General features: G+C 39.1%; 13 protein-coding genes. 6 read left to right on the top strand and 7 right to left on the bottom strand.

Features of this window, described 5'->3' with window-relative positions; translation table 11 throughout:
* The first annotated feature begins 1 nt into the window (after window position 1).
* The 3 genes from IGL90_RS13310 to IGL90_RS13300 all read left to right on the top strand — a co-directional run bounded on the left by IGL90_RS13310 (window position 2) and on the right by IGL90_RS13300 (window position 3,880).
* A complete protein-coding gene (locus IGL90_RS13310) occupies window positions 2–595 on the top strand; it encodes a non-canonical purine NTP pyrophosphatase (RefSeq protein WP_002354736.1) in 594 nt (197 codons plus the stop codon).
* Window positions 588–1,379, top strand: a complete 792-nt coding sequence (gene folP / locus IGL90_RS13305; protein WP_002386219.1) for a dihydropteroate synthase — start codon at window positions 588–590, stop codon at window positions 1,377–1,379. The genes IGL90_RS13310 and folP overlap by 8 nt, the downstream gene beginning before the upstream one ends.
* 452 nt (window positions 1,380–1,831) lie before the next feature.
* Window positions 1,832–3,880: a hypothetical protein gene (locus tag IGL90_RS13300; protein ID WP_082153320.1), complete on the top strand. Its 2,049-nt coding sequence runs from the start codon at window positions 1,832–1,834 to the stop codon at window positions 3,878–3,880.
* Window positions 3,881–4,741: 861 nt separating this feature from the next.
* Here IGL90_RS13300 and IGL90_RS13295 read toward each other — a convergent pair.
* The 7 genes from IGL90_RS13295 to IGL90_RS13265 form a co-directional block, all read right to left on the bottom strand.
* A complete protein-coding gene (locus tag IGL90_RS13295; RefSeq protein ID WP_002386221.1) occupies window positions 4,742–5,788 on the bottom strand; it encodes a serine hydrolase domain-containing protein in 1,047 nt (348 codons plus the stop codon).
* A 451-nt stretch (window positions 5,789–6,239) separates the two neighbouring features.
* Window positions 6,240–6,437, bottom strand: coding sequence for a hypothetical protein (locus IGL90_RS13290; RefSeq protein WP_010774056.1), 198 nt, complete (start codon window positions 6,435–6,437; stop codon window positions 6,240–6,242).
* A gap of 117 nt (window positions 6,438–6,554) precedes the next feature.
* The gene (locus IGL90_RS13285; protein WP_002358954.1) at window positions 6,555–7,541 is read right to left on the bottom strand and encodes a polyprenyl synthetase family protein; all 987 of its coding nucleotides are present in this window, start codon (window positions 7,539–7,541) and stop codon (window positions 6,555–6,557) included.
* A gap of 37 nt (window positions 7,542–7,578) precedes the next feature.
* The gene (locus tag IGL90_RS13280; RefSeq protein WP_048737482.1) at window positions 7,579–8,136 is read right to left on the bottom strand and encodes a Gx transporter family protein; all 558 of its coding nucleotides are present in this window, start codon (window positions 8,134–8,136) and stop codon (window positions 7,579–7,581) included.
* A gap of 11 nt (window positions 8,137–8,147) precedes the next feature.
* Window positions 8,148–8,570: a NusG domain II-containing protein gene (locus tag IGL90_RS13275; RefSeq protein WP_002354745.1), complete on the bottom strand. Its 423-nt coding sequence runs from the start codon at window positions 8,568–8,570 to the stop codon at window positions 8,148–8,150.
* Entirely contained in the window at window positions 8,548–8,739 is a 192-nt protein-coding gene (locus IGL90_RS13270) for a hypothetical protein (RefSeq protein ID WP_082153316.1), read from the bottom strand. The genes IGL90_RS13275 and IGL90_RS13270 overlap by 23 nt, the downstream gene beginning before the upstream one ends.
* Window positions 8,740–8,936: 197 nt before the next feature.
* The gene (locus IGL90_RS13265; RefSeq protein ID WP_002354747.1) at window positions 8,937–10,883 is read right to left on the bottom strand and encodes an NAD(P)/FAD-dependent oxidoreductase; all 1,947 of its coding nucleotides are present in this window, start codon (window positions 10,881–10,883) and stop codon (window positions 8,937–8,939) included.
* 277 nt (window positions 10,884–11,160) lie between these two features.
* Here IGL90_RS13265 and pplA point away from each other — a divergent pair, with 277 nt between their 5' ends.
* From pplA to menA, 3 genes are all read left to right on the top strand, one after another.
* Window positions 11,161–12,090, top strand: coding sequence for an extracellular electron transfer flavoprotein PplA (gene pplA / locus IGL90_RS13260; protein WP_002368513.1), 930 nt, complete (start codon window positions 11,161–11,163; stop codon window positions 12,088–12,090).
* Window positions 12,091–12,344: 254 nt separating this feature from the next.
* The gene (locus tag IGL90_RS13255; RefSeq protein WP_002354751.1) at window positions 12,345–13,412 is read left to right on the top strand and encodes an FAD:protein FMN transferase; all 1,068 of its coding nucleotides are present in this window, start codon (window positions 12,345–12,347) and stop codon (window positions 13,410–13,412) included.
* A 13-nt stretch (window positions 13,413–13,425) separates the two neighbouring features.
* The gene (gene menA, locus IGL90_RS13250) at window positions 13,426–14,373 is read left to right on the top strand and encodes a 1,4-dihydroxy-2-naphthoate polyprenyltransferase (RefSeq protein WP_010821964.1); all 948 of its coding nucleotides are present in this window, start codon (window positions 13,426–13,428) and stop codon (window positions 14,371–14,373) included.
* Window positions 14,374–14,424: the final 51 nt, after the last annotated feature.

The following is a 14,424-nucleotide window of genomic DNA, read 5'->3' as shown; positions in this document are numbered from 1 at the left end:
AATGGAAATCATTGTTGGCACGAATAACCAAGGTAAGTTAAAAGAAATGCAATCAGGACTTAAGGACCCCGCTATTCAACTTGTCTCTTATCGAAAGTATACAACCAGTCAAGAACAACCTGCAGAAACTGGCACTACGTATGCTGAAAATGCTTATCTAAAAGCTCGCTTTTTCCAACAATTAATTGGCCGCCCAGTGTTAGGTGATGATGGCGGCTTAACGTTAACTGCTTTTCCTGATTTATTAGGTATTCATACAAGCCGTTTTTTCCATTCAGCCAATCCGGAAGAACAGAACCGCGAACTGTTGCACTTATTTGAAGGGCAACAGTCGACCCGCGAGTTAACCTTATCAGCCACGTTGGTCTATGTACTCGATGACGACAAACTGTTGCAAACGGAAGCCACTTTGACTGGTGAATTAGTTGAACCGCGCGGTACAGGTGGTTATGGTTTTGACCCGATTATTTATTTACCAGACCGAGGCAAAACCTTAGCGGAGTTGTCCACGAGTGAACGAATGAAGATAAGTCCTAGAATGCGGGCCTTACGAAAGATGATTCAGCAGATAAAGGAGCAATGTGACAATGATTGATTTAAAAAAGAATTACCAAATTATGGGGATTGTCAACACGACCCCCGACTCTTTTTCTGATGGCGGTAGCTACACAACGGTCGACGTGGCCTATCAACATGCGCTTCATTTACTAGAAGCGGGGGCCGATATTTTAGACATTGGCGGCCAATCCACACGTCCTGGCTACGAAGAAGTTTCTCCACAAGTTGAGGCAGACCGAGTATTACCGTTAATAAAAAAAATACGTGAGACTTCTCTAGCGCCGATTTCTGTGGACACCTACTATCCCGAAGTAGCGGAAGCCGCGATCCAAGCTGGCGCCACAATGATTAATGACATCAAAGGATTAGACACTCCGGGGATGGCAGAAGTCCTCGCGCAATATCCTGAAATCCAAGTTGTGATTATGCATTCTAGAAAACGCCAATCTCTTTCTTTAAAAGAAGAGTTACACCAATTTTATACAGAAAAAATTGAACAATGCCAAAAATACGGCCTTTCCTTAGAAAAAATTTGTTTCGATCCAGGGATCGGCTTTCATAAAACTGTCGCAGAAAACCTTCAACTGTTAAAAGATCCTAACGCCTTTCGCTACCAAGATTATCCGTTACTATACGGCGTTTCTCGCAAACGAACCATTGGCGCTTTAACGAACGAACCAGAACCAGCCAACCGTGATTTTGGTTCAGCCGCTGCTTCCTTGTATGCAGCACAACAAGGCGTAGAAATTTTACGTGTTCATAATGTCCAAGGCTTAAAACAAACATTTGATGTCTGGCGAGCATTGTCGGAGAAGGAGTAAAGGTAGACCAATAGACTAAACAGACCGACCATCTTTTTTGATGGTCGGTCTGTTTAGTCTATTGCTAAAATCAGTAATAAAAAATAAACCTGTCATAACTTTTACCGAAGGTTGATTATAATTAAAGATGACGTCTTAAACGTTCGCAACCTAATAAACGGCAGAAACAGAACCAACGCCTTCGGAACTAATTGGTTCTGTCCTGACCTCTTCATGTTTATCGTGTTTATTATGCTAAGTTGAAACGGGAAAGTCGATTGTTAAATAAGCTTTCGTTTTTTAGGTATTTTTAAGAAATATTTTAGAGTAGATACAGCATAGAAATTCTATTACAATTGTCTTTGGATCTTCAAATAATATCAATTGTTATTTAATATTTATTTTATTTTTTACAAGTAAAAGTAAGGAGGTTGTAATCTCAATTGAAAAAACATAACTATTTATTGATTTTATTGTGGATAGTTGGAGGGATCTTTTTAGGAGTTGAAAAAGTAGAGGCTGCTCCTAGACCATTAACAGAACTGGGCTATTTCCATTGGGCAAATCAATCGATTACACCAGCGGCAAACACATTTATTATGCATTACGGCGAAAATACATCCGTTGAACCAATTGAAGGCGAAGTGTATTCAAACTACATGGCAGTTAGTCAAACGACAAATAAAAGTAAAGCATTAGTAAAAAATGTGGGGTTCTATGAAGGAAAAGCAGTTAATTTATTAGTTACATTACAACGGAATAAAAGTAATTTGGATGGAGGATCAATTAGTTTTACTGAAAGCTACTTTTTAGGAATTACGATTAAAGGCGAAATGCTGGTTACCTATGATTTTGTTGATAATTATGGTCAGCCCTTAACGATAAAAACAGCGTTTAATTACTATGGGTTAAATTCAAACAAATATGTTGGCTATAAAAACCCTGGAACGATAATTGATGCCTTATATGCGGAAAATCCTACACATATTCTTTACGATACGTGGGATGGCGGAGACGATGATTATTGGTTATATCTAAAAAACGTTACTGCAGGGGTACCTTGGCGGGACCCTCGCCAGCGTTTTGAAATGACGACCAAAAGTATTTCTACTGTTACTTTTGTAGTCCACAACAATGACACAACGCCGTCATCAATTGTTTACTTTACGGATTTTTTGGCAAAACCAGAATTTCCACCAGCCTACGCAATGGATACTTATTTTGAAAATGCAGAGACGGCTGTTTGTTTAAATGTGCAACAGACCATTCCCAATATTGATCAGTGGACAAAACCTAGTCAAATGGTTGTAAACGTTAACCTGAACCAAGTAAATCAAACAAAGCAATATCAATTTGACAAAGTCTTAGTTACAGACTTTAAAGGAGAAGATTTAACGGATTTATTTACTAGCCAAACAGATGGTGAAAATATCCAAATTATGACAAAAAATCTGTCAGATAGTCGTCTCTACGATACCGTATTACAATATAAAGTTTACTTGAAATGGCAAGGGACTCAAAATCCAGTCGATACGGCGCTCATTTCAAGTGGAAAATTAGACTTGCCGTTTAGTGCAAGAACTCTTTTAGATGGAGAAAATTTAGAGGAAACGACTGCTACATCCAGTGTGAATTATGTGGGGAAAGCAACGGCTGTGTTTTTAAATGAACAAGATAATGCTATTCATGAACTAGTCACAAAAGAAGGGATTTTAACCACGCCTTTTGACTTGTCTAATCAGTATCCCCAAATAGCTGGCTATGAACCAATTAAGACCCAACAAGATCAAGGAATGTTTCTTCCAGAGGAGCAAACAATTATTCATCGTTATCGTGAAAAGAAGTTATTACAATTCAAATTGATGGATGAAGAAAATCCGCTATTGGTCTCACGTTTTACAAATCAGCGAGAAGTTACTTTTTCATTTTCTCATGATCCATCAACCAATATAACTTTAATAGCGAAGTGTGGCACAGAAGAAAAAGAATTAAAAAAATATGTAGATGCGCCAGAATCGGTTGTTGATAAAGTTACGTATACTTTTCCTGAACATTGGTTGAATCGAGAGGTTTTCTTTTATATAAAAGATGAGAACAATCAAGAGTCAGAAAAAGACAGTCGGACTCTTCAAAAAGAAGCTGGGCCCAAGCTCATTTTACCTGATACAATCAATTTTGGTGTGAATGAAATTCCCGCAACAGAGACAATGATTTCTTCTATTACAAATAAAGAAATCCGCATTGAAGATACAAGCAAACTTGATAAAAGTCGGTGGACAATTAAAGTAAAAGAAGAACAACCGTTAAAGAACGAAAGCGGTGAGTTACTCGACAAAAGAATAAGTTATGGTGAGAAGAATCAGCGTGTTCTAATTAATGCAGATAGCCAACCTATTTTGCAAGGAAGCGGCAACGCTACCGCTAATTTGACCAAACAACTTCAGTTGACGATTTTTCCTTCTGATCCAGTCGGAAGGTATAGTGGAGTATTGCGATGGTCTCTGGAAGATGCGCCAGAATAAAACCTTTGTTTAATAAGAAAAAAGTGTCCAAAGATCTATTAATAGATAATTGGACACTTTTTTCTAGATCTCTCTGGGGCTCCTACTTTTTTAAAGAGAGCGCCTTCTAACAAAGTACAAATGTGTTATACTACACAAGTAGGAAGTTTATGACGGTGGCAATTTCTCAAAAAAAGGGGGACTGCCAATGTTTTTGCTTGTTTGCTCTTTCCCTAGAAAGGAATAGCAGTGACTGTCTTTGAAGCATTGATGCTTGCGATCGCTTTCGCAACGTTAATTGTTAAAATCAGTAATAAAAACGACAAAAAATAAACCCGTCATAACTTTTAGCGAAGATTGACGGGTTTATTAACCAATAAATTAAAGCTACCGTCTTAAACGGTCTACCCGAGAGCGTATGTCTAGTACGCTCTCTTTGTGTTTATTATAGCAAGTTGAAACGGAAAAGTCGAATAGTAAATAAAAAAAGTAAGCGTATTCCAGTAAGGGATAAATGTGTTATACTACACAAGTAGGAAGTTTATGACGGTGGCAATTTCTCAAAAAAGGGGGACTGCCAATGTTTTTGCTTGTTCGCTTTTTCCCTAGAAAGGAATAGCAGTGACTGTCTTTGAAGCATTGATGCTTGCGATTGCTTTCGCAACATTAATTGTCAAAATCAGTAATAAAAACGACAAAAAATAAACCCGTCATAACCTTTAGCGAAGATTGACGGGTTTATTTCCGTATTAAAATCAAGCTACCGTCTTAAACGGTCTACCCGAGAGCGTATGTCTAGTACGCTCTCTTCGTGTTTATTATAGCAAGGTATCACCTAAAAAGCTAGCCGCTAAATCTTTCAATAGGATTAGAGCTTTTTTATTAATTTTGAGAAAATGACCAATCTCGAATTAAATTACGCCAATTGGAACGTTCATCCATAGAATATTGATCTAATTCAGAAGTGGCTTCCCGATTATAAAGCATAACTTTTCCTAGACCTGCTTTTCGATGCAGAAAGATTTCGCAGTAAAAACCTAGATATTGACCGCCATGGTAAAACCAATCTCCTAACTTCATCCAACCACAATTATATTCTTTTAAATAGAGATTGAAAACTTGATCCCAACTTTCGGGCGACAAAATTTCACCTTTGAGAACTGCTTGTAGCCATTTCGATAAGTCGTTAATAGTCGAGACCATACAGCCATCTGCAGATAGTAATTGATAAGTATTTGGAAATTCATGTAGTTCATTATCAATGTTACGATAGCTCCTTGCTATGCTATTTTGTGTGGCAAAGGAAGTTTTTACCATCGATAAAGGAGACAAGATTTTTTGTGTTACAAATTTCTCAAATGAGAGTCCAGATACTTTTTCAATAATCAAACCTAATAAATAATAATTAGTATTACTATAAGAAACTCGGGTTCCAACCTGAAAATCCATCGGTTTAGTAGCAATTATCGTTTTCAATTTATTGAAAGAAATTTGTTCTGCGGTAGCAAATTCAGCATAAAATTCCTGAAGTTTTTCGTTTAGCTCTGGTCTCTGTTCTTTAATTTTTTTCAAACTATTTAAGAATAGCTCCGTTGGATAATCAGGTAGACCACTACTCATTGTCAATAAATGTTTAACTGTGATTGCTTTTGGGATTAGCAAATCTGGAAAAAAGGCTACTACTGGCATTTCCAAGTTTAACTTACCTTGTTCATGAAGGATCATGCAGGCGGTACCAGTGAATTGCTTCGTTACAGAGCCAATACAACTTTGAGTTGCTTCTGTGAATAACTGTTTTTCCTTAAATTTTGCAAACCCATAATTTTTCTTAGCTAAAATTTTATCAGCGGTTACAAGTGCATAACTACCATTGTAATCGGTCTGTTGATAGATAGTTTCTAATCTATGGATTATTTCTTGTAAATTCATTTTTTCTCTCTTTTCGCTTTAGTCTCCAAGGCTGATATTACTTGTCTTGGGAAAAATGTTAAATTAAGCGAACATAGTTGGTACATCTTTACGCAAAAAATCACGTCCTTTCAATTATTAGTATACGCTTTCAATACATAAAAACGGCAAAAAGGATTTAGAAGAAACAAGCTTACATCAAATGTCTTCTATGAAGTGGTCAGGATAAGTATCCCAATATTTTTTATAGACACGGTCTGCGTGATTATCTAAATTTAACTGGTACATTCAGAAATGAGCACATTTTTAGGTTGCCATTGTTCTCTGTATTAGTAACAGTACGTCATACCGATTTATTTCATCACATTTCCACTGCGATAATTTTCTACATCATGTGTGGCTGTAATATAGGGGATACTCTCTTTTTTTCAGTAATGAAACCAATGATTTACTGGCGTCTGTCACAATCCCTTTATGCCGAAGAAACTCCTTTCGAAGTGCCAAAGTCGTGACTATCGTTCATTTCCGCTTTTACGTAGCCAATTGGACAACTATTTTCTTTATCTTTAAGACAGATGGCAAGGTAATAGGGATGATGCGTGATTGTTTTTTCATAAAACGCCCACATTTCGCTGAGCGTGGTATGAGAATACCACTGGAGAAAAGTCATAGTAGCACCTCTTTCTACTAATGAATCAAGTATATTTTTAAATTCTATCATAAAATATATGTTTGGTATCACCTAAAAAGCTAGCCGCTAAATCCTCAATAGGATCCAGCGGCTTTTTTAATTTTCTCTTGTCAAAATCGTTTGTGTAATTTCATACAATTGTTCTTTCGCTTGGGCCTTTGTTTCAGGAAGTTTGCTGATTTCTTTCAGCGCTTTTTCTGTGTAATGAGTGGCTAATTGTTGGGCCTTTTCTACGCCACCTAGTTCATGGACAAGACGATAAATTTCCTGTGTTTCTTCATCGGTCAAGGCTTCTTTTTTCATTAAAAGTGGCAACAAGACTTCACGATTGGCTTCAAGTGCATAAATCAATGGCAAAGAATACACGCCTTGACGTACGTCTTCTAAGACGGGTTTGCCGATAGCATCGGCAGTTTGTGTATAGTCCAAAATATCATCAATAATTTGAAAAGCCAGTCCGATATTTTCGCCGATTTCACCACAACGTTTGGCAAAACGTTGGGAGGTGCCACTTTCATAGGCACCGACAAAACAACTTAGCGCAAACAGTTCCGCAGTTTTCCCGGAAATATTTTTTAAATATTGGTCAATCGTTACCTCGAAATTATAGCGATTGTCCATTTGACCAAGCTCACCAGTCAGGACTTTTTCCATACTGCGCGAATTTAATTGAATGCTTTTTAATGAAGAAGAATAATCAGATAAGAGCTTGAAACAGCAAACAAAAAGATAATCGCCTGTATACACGGCTGTGCTATTTCCAAAGCGCGAACGCAATGTTGGCAAGCCACGACGCGTATCAGCTTCATCGACAATATCGTCGTGAACTAACGTGGCGGTATGCAGTAATTCAATGGAAGCCGCTAACGCTGTCGCCTTTTTAGGGTCCCGCTGTTCACCAAAATAAGAGAACAACAGTTGGTAGGCTGGACGTAGCAATTTGCCGCCAGAATGAATCATGTCATGGACAGCAGCTTGAATCTCTTGATTATCGATTTGAACCGCTTGTTCCATCAAGCGAAGAGTAGTTGTTAATTCTTTTGATAACGTAGGATAGGTATTCCACATAGGATGTATATTCATAAGATGACTCCTTTAATTGTGGCGGACAGGTTTTCAATTAGAAAAATTGACTCCACTTATGTTTCGTTGCTTGTTCATAATTCAGTTGGAATTTTCGTAACGTCTGGACATGTTGCAGTAAATAATTAGCGGCAATCCCAATGGCAATCCCCGAAAGTAACCCAAACAGAGATAGAAATGGTAAGTACAGCATCGGCGCCCACGAATGAGCAAAGAAAGAGGTCGTTAGCAACTGACCAACGTTGTGTAAGAAACCACCAACGGCACTAATCCCAATAATGCTGACCCGTTTTGGCCCCAGCTGCTTGACAAGCAACATGCCGAAATAACTTAATAAGGCACCACTGGCACTATAGAAAAAGGTCGAAAGTGTGCCGCCCAGTAATGTCGTTAAAATCAAACGTAAACAGACTAGGAAAAAACTATCACGCTTACGCATGGTGAAAATCGCAATAATGGTAATTAAATTTGCTAGACCGAGCTTTGCCCCAGGAGCAAATGCGAAAGGGTAAGGAATCATATTTTCGATTAAACCAATAATGACCCCTTGGGCAACGAGCATAGCAATATAAATATTCTTGTGTAATTTGCTCATAGTTGTCGTGCTTAATAAATTAAGCTACCGTCTTCACTCCCATCAGAAGCTTCCACGGTGATAAACAAATTGTGGGGTAGACAGGCAATCGGGGTTTCACCAGGTTTGGAAATCCAGCCTCGTCGAACATCCACTAAGTCAGCACAGTTGGCTTCCTTCACGCGGATACGATCACCATCTACTTCAATCAGGTTGTAATCACCGTCTTTTGCTTCGTATTTATATGTATAATGCGGGCCGTCCTTTTTTAAGTCAAAGACTTTGATTACTTTGTTGTCTACTTTCAAGACTGCTTGATACGTAGCCGCTTCTTGACCACGGTTTTGCATGGCAAAAACAACAAGGGGCAGAAAAGAACCAAGAACTAAAATAGCAATAATAATAACGTCCCATGTTTTCAAGCGACTTTTCTTAATGAATTCTTTGATCGTCATTTTCTTCTCTCTCCTTTGGTGTTTTTTTCTTGTCTATCATAACACAGTGAACGAGCTTGGAACAAAAATTACTTTGAATTTTTGTTCCAAGCTCAAAAACTGATAAACGGCGGGAACAGAACCAACTCCTTCGGAAATAAGCCGAAATCCCCCAAAAATTAAAGAGCAATTTTCGGAAATTTCTTCTTATTTCTCGGAGCTAAACGATTCTGTCCCGACCTCAGTTGAGCCACCATATTATATAAAAGAAAATATGTGGGACAAAAGTCATGCTTGACTGCTGTCCCACATACTAAATCCTATGATAGTCAGCTGGAGACATGTGTCTCAGCTTTTGCTCGTAGTTGTCAATCGATTATCGATTGCTTACTTACCGCCGTATCTAGCTTTCGGGGTACCATACCACGCTTTACCAAGTTTGCGTTGAATCCATGGAATTACCCAGCGGTCTAAACCGACAGCACGGCCTGAACCGTTCATCAAAGCAAAAGCGACAAAGATAAACCAGATATTTACCCAATAGAACATGCCAGATAAACAGAAGGCAATTGTTAAACCAATTGTAGCAGCACTTGATAACCAAGTGAATAAACCAGCAATCAATGCTAAAGCAATACATACTTCAACGATTGTCATGAATTTTTGCATGAACAAAGCAACTTCTTGGTTTGGCATCATAAATTTCATTACGCTTTCGAACCATTTAGGCATGTGATCAAACACTTGCATTGGTGTTTCGCCGTAAGCGTAGCTTAAACCAAAGTGCGCTGCTTGTGTTGCCGCATCGGCACCACCGCTTGCCGCCGCATCCGCCGCACCACTTGCAGCAGTTGTTGCTGTTTCAGTTGCTTGAGAAGCACCTGTTGTTACTTGTTCTTGTAACCAAGGGAATGGGAAAACGACTTTATCTGTGAACCAAGAACCATCACCAAACCAAGTGCTTGGTTTCAAGTAATCGCCGTTGCCGACAATTTTCTTCATTGATTCGACTAACCAAACCATACCATAGAAAACACGTAGCGGAACACTCCACAAGACATTGCCGTAACGAGACGTATGTCCGCGAGCAACAGAACGATCATCTTTAATATGGAAGATTTCGTGCATAATGTATTGGAACATGTAGTAACCAGAACGAATATCAAAGAAGTATTTCAAGTTAACGATATGTTTCATAATGATGGCTAAGAAACCACTCAAATGAATTTTATCGAATAAGTTGGCAACGCCCCATTTCGCGCCGATGGAAACCATGAATCCTTGGTAGTTTCCTTTAAAGGCGTGTTTTTCGCCACCTTTAATATCTGCAACGATGTTGGCAGCCGCAGTATGACCTGTTTGTTCAGCTGCTTGAACGATTTGAGGAGTTGGTGTATTTGGTGTTTCTTCGTAATAAACCAAGTCACCAATGATATAAATGTTTTTGTCTTCGTAACCTTTTGCTTGCATGTATTCATTCGCAACTAAACGACTACCACGTGCTGCTTCTAAACCAAAGTCAGCGGCATCAGAAGTTGCTTTCACACCAGCTGTCCAGATTAACGTATGCGTTGGTACTTCAGAACCATCTTTTAATTTAATGTGATCTGCTGCAACTTCAACGATTGGTGAGTTCAATAATAATTGAACATTTTTCTTTTCTAGATAACGTTCTGCTTTGGCAGCATCGTTACGAGATAACATGTTTAAGATGGTTGGCATTGCTTCAACAACCATTAATGTAATTTCGTCTGGATCAATTTTGGCATCTTTCGCTAAACGATCTTTCCAGTCGATTAATTCGCCGACCATTTCGATCCCAGTAAAACCAGAACCACAGACAACGAATGTTAACATTGCTTTGCGTACTTCAGCATCTGGTTCGATGGCTGCTTTAGCAACGGTTGCTTCAATGTGATGACGAATTTTCACTGCATCATCAAATGACCATAAGGTGAAACCATTTTCTTTCACGCCTGGTGTTCCAAAGTCGTTTGGTTCGCCACCCATACCCAGAATTAACTGGTCAAATGGATAAGAACCTGCTAAAGTTTTCACAACTTTGTTTTCTTTGTCGATCCCAGTAACAGTATCTGTTACCAATTTTACGTTTTTCTTGCGTGAGAACAAACGTTGTAAGTCGTATTGAATTGCTTCTGGTTCAACACGTCCGCCTGCTACTTCATGCAATTCGGTCATCATAGTGTGGTAAGAATGGCGATCAATCAATGTGATTGTTACGTCCGTATCTTTTTTAAATTTCTTTGCTAGAAATTTAGTAGCTGAAACGCCAGCATACCCAGCACCTACAACGACAATATTTTGCTTTGTCATTGACAATCCGCTCCTTAATATTGTAAGTAGTAAAATAGTGATAATGATTAATAAGTACACAATCGACTAACATTATATAAGTATTTCACGAATTTGTCTAATATAAATTTTAATTGTCAACAAATTTACTCCAACGATGAGTTTTTGATGAAAAAAAGACCGAAATGTAAATATTTTTAGGGGATGGTCTTGACAACGTTTTTAAAACCATTATAATGTGTAATGTATCACAAACTTTTAATGTTTGTGAAAATCATGAAAGAAAAGGTGACTATCAATGAAAGTGAATAAATTTGTTAAAGGTTTTGCGGCAATTGCATTATTTAGTTTAGTATTAGCAGGCTGTGGCGCAGACAAGAAAGACAACACAACGAACTCTTCTAGCGCAGCATCTTCAGAAACGAAAAAATCAACTGAATCATCAGCACCAGCGAAAAAAGTTGCCGGTGGCGATTTAAAAGATGGTACGTATAAATTAGAAGAAAAAAATGAAAAAAATGGTTACCGTGCAGTCTTTGAAATGACTGTAAAAGACGGCAAAATCACTGAATCTAAATATGACAACATCAATGCTGACGGCAAATCTAAAACAGAAGACACTAAGTATGAAGAAAGCATGAAAGCAAAATCTGGTGTTGGACCAAAAGAATACATCAAACAATTAAACGATTCTTTTGTTAAAGCACAAAGCGCAAGCGGTGTGGAAGTAGTAACTGGTGCGACTCATTCATCTGAATCATTCCAAAACTACGCACAACAATTAATCCAAGCAGCACAAGCTGGTAACACAGACACAATCGAAATCGACAATGGGGCAACATTGAAAGATGGTACGTACTCATTGAAAGAAAAAAATGACTCAAACGGCTACCACACAACATTCTCAATGACTGTGAAAGATGGTAAAGTGACTGAATCTAACTACGATAACGTGAACGCTGACGGCAAATCTAAAAAAGATGACACTGAATACGAAAGCAAAATGAAAGACGTTGCTGGCGTTGGACCAAAAGAATATATCGAAACATTAAACAAAGAATTTGTTAAAGCAATGGGCGAAGAAGACGGCTCACCTGCAGGTGTTGAAGTGGTAACTGGTGCAACACACAGCACACATTCATTCATCAACTACGCACAACAATTAGTGAACGCTGCTGAAAAAGGCGACACAACTGAAATCGTTGTTGACAACATCGTAACAAAATAAGTAATAATAAATGAATCGTGAAGTAGTTCCTGAAATGCTTTTCAGCAATTACTTGACACCATTGAGGGGTTGGGAAAAAGTCGGTTGGCTGACTTTCCCGCCCCTTTTTCTTCGCTAGTTCTGTCCATCATTTCACAAATTTTTTCACAGAAATTTGTGAATTTCCAAGAGAAAGACTTTTCATTTTTTCCAAAAAAGGCTACTATGCAAGAGAACTTATTTTTTAATTAAAGAAGGAAAGAAGAGGGAATCCTATGAAAAAGAAACTTCTGCTCATGGTGAGTGTTCTAGCAGTGCTGTTTGTGGCAGCTGCTTGTTCCTCAAAACCAGAAGCGAAAATTAATACAGAACCATACTCTGACCGTCAAACAATGCTTGGTACCTACGTTCAAATTCGCATCTACGATGATGGCAAAGAAGACGTCTTACCGAAAGCCTTTGCCCGTGTCAAAGAACTAGGCGATAAAATCACGGTCAACCAACCAGGTTCAGAAATTGATGAAATCAACCAAGAAGCAGGCGTAAAACCAGTCAAAGTCTCAGATGACCTGTATCCTTTGTTGAAAAAAGCCTATGAATATAGCAAAGACTCCCGCGGCGGCTTCGACATGGCAATTGGCCCAATCACCTCTATGTGGCACATTGGCTTCGATGATGCCCGCAAACCAAGCCAAGCCGAAATTGATCAAGCCTTGAAACTTGTCGATTACACGAAAGTCAAATTCAACGACAAAGAGCAAACCGTTTACCTTGAAGAAAAAGGCATGCAATTGGATTTAGGTGCAATTGCCAAAGGCTTCATCACCGACGAAGTCGTGAAAGTCCTCAAAGACAACGGCGTCACCACCGCTATCGTCGACTTAGGCGGGAATGTTTACGTCTTAGGACACAGCCCACGTGGCAAAGACATGGACTGGACAGTCGGTATTCAAGACCCGAATAAAGCCCGCAACACTGTTTTAGGTCAAGTCAAAGAAAGCAACAAAACCTTAGTCACATCAGGAATTTATGAACGCTACTTAAAAGTCGATGGCAAAACCTACCACCATCTCTTTGATCGTGAAACTGGCTATCCGTTTGATAACGACATCGCAGGTGTCACCATTATCACCGACAAATCCATCGATGGTGATGGTCTCTCAACAGCCGTCTTCTCAATGGGCGTCAAAAAAGGACTAGAATATGTCGAAAGTCTGAAAGGAACCGATGCCATTTTCGTCACAAAAGACGACAAAGTCTACATCAGCAAAGATATCGAAGGCAACTTTGAAATCGGCAAAGACTCTGGCTATACGATGGGTAATCGGGCCGATTTGAAATAAGGAGCGACTAAAAATGTCTTTAAATGTGTTTTTAAAAGTAGTGGAAATTCAGACGAAGCTTGCCAGTCTCTTTCCCTTCATTATCGGGGTCTTGTTTTCAATGACCTATTTTGGGGAAGTCCAGTGGGGCAACACGCTGGTTTTCTTCATTGGCATGGTGGTCTTTGATATGGCCACCACTGCCATTAATAATTACATGGACTTCAAAAAAGCCAAATCTGACGTCTATAAATATGAAGAAAATATTATCGGACAATCAGGCGTTTCACCACAACTGGTCCGCAACATGATTTTCGCCATGATTGCCTTCACTGCCGTTGTGGGTGCTTACTTAACGGTTCAAACAGGCTGGCTCTTCCTCGTATTAGGCGGGATTTGCTGCTTCATCGGTATTTTCTACACGTATGGACCGATTCCGTTATCCCGCATGCCCTTGGGGGAAATTTTCAGTGGCTTCACGATGGGCTTAGGCATCTTCGTCTTAACCGTTTACTTGAACGTCGTCACCAATCCGCCTTTTTACTTAACGGTCGATTTTGCTAGCGGCGCCTTTCGCTTAGACGGCAATCTCTGGGCGGTACTTGCGATTGTCGTGGCGTCCTTGCCTTTGGTCTGTTCGATTGCTAACATCATGCTCGCCAACAATTTACGGGACTTAGACACGGATATTGAGAACCACCGTTATACGTTAGTCTATTATATCGGGCGCCCAGCAGGGATTGTGCTGTTTCAAGTGTTAGCGCTAGCTGGTTATCTGGTGATTTTATTCGGCTTCATTAGTGGTATTTATCAATGGCCAGTGTTAATTACATTTGCTACTTTGCCTGTCATTTGGAAAAATATTCAAACGTTTAAACAAGAATTGCCGCAGCCGAAAAGTTTCCGTCATTCCATTAAAAACTTAATGGTTTTCAATGGCACCTATGCCTTAGGGCTATTCATTAGCGCCTTACTTGGTTAGTCTTGCGGAAAAATAGCGGGCTGGGCGAAAAAAATACTGTTTTTTTTCAGG

The organism is Enterococcus sp. DIV1307a, assembly GCF_050537425.1.
In the GTDB taxonomy this organism is placed as follows: domain Bacteria; phylum Bacillota; class Bacilli; order Lactobacillales; family Enterococcaceae; genus Enterococcus; species Enterococcus faecalis.
The sequence above is the reverse complement of the archived record's forward strand: the minus strand, read 5'-3'. Positions and strand labels throughout refer to the sequence as shown.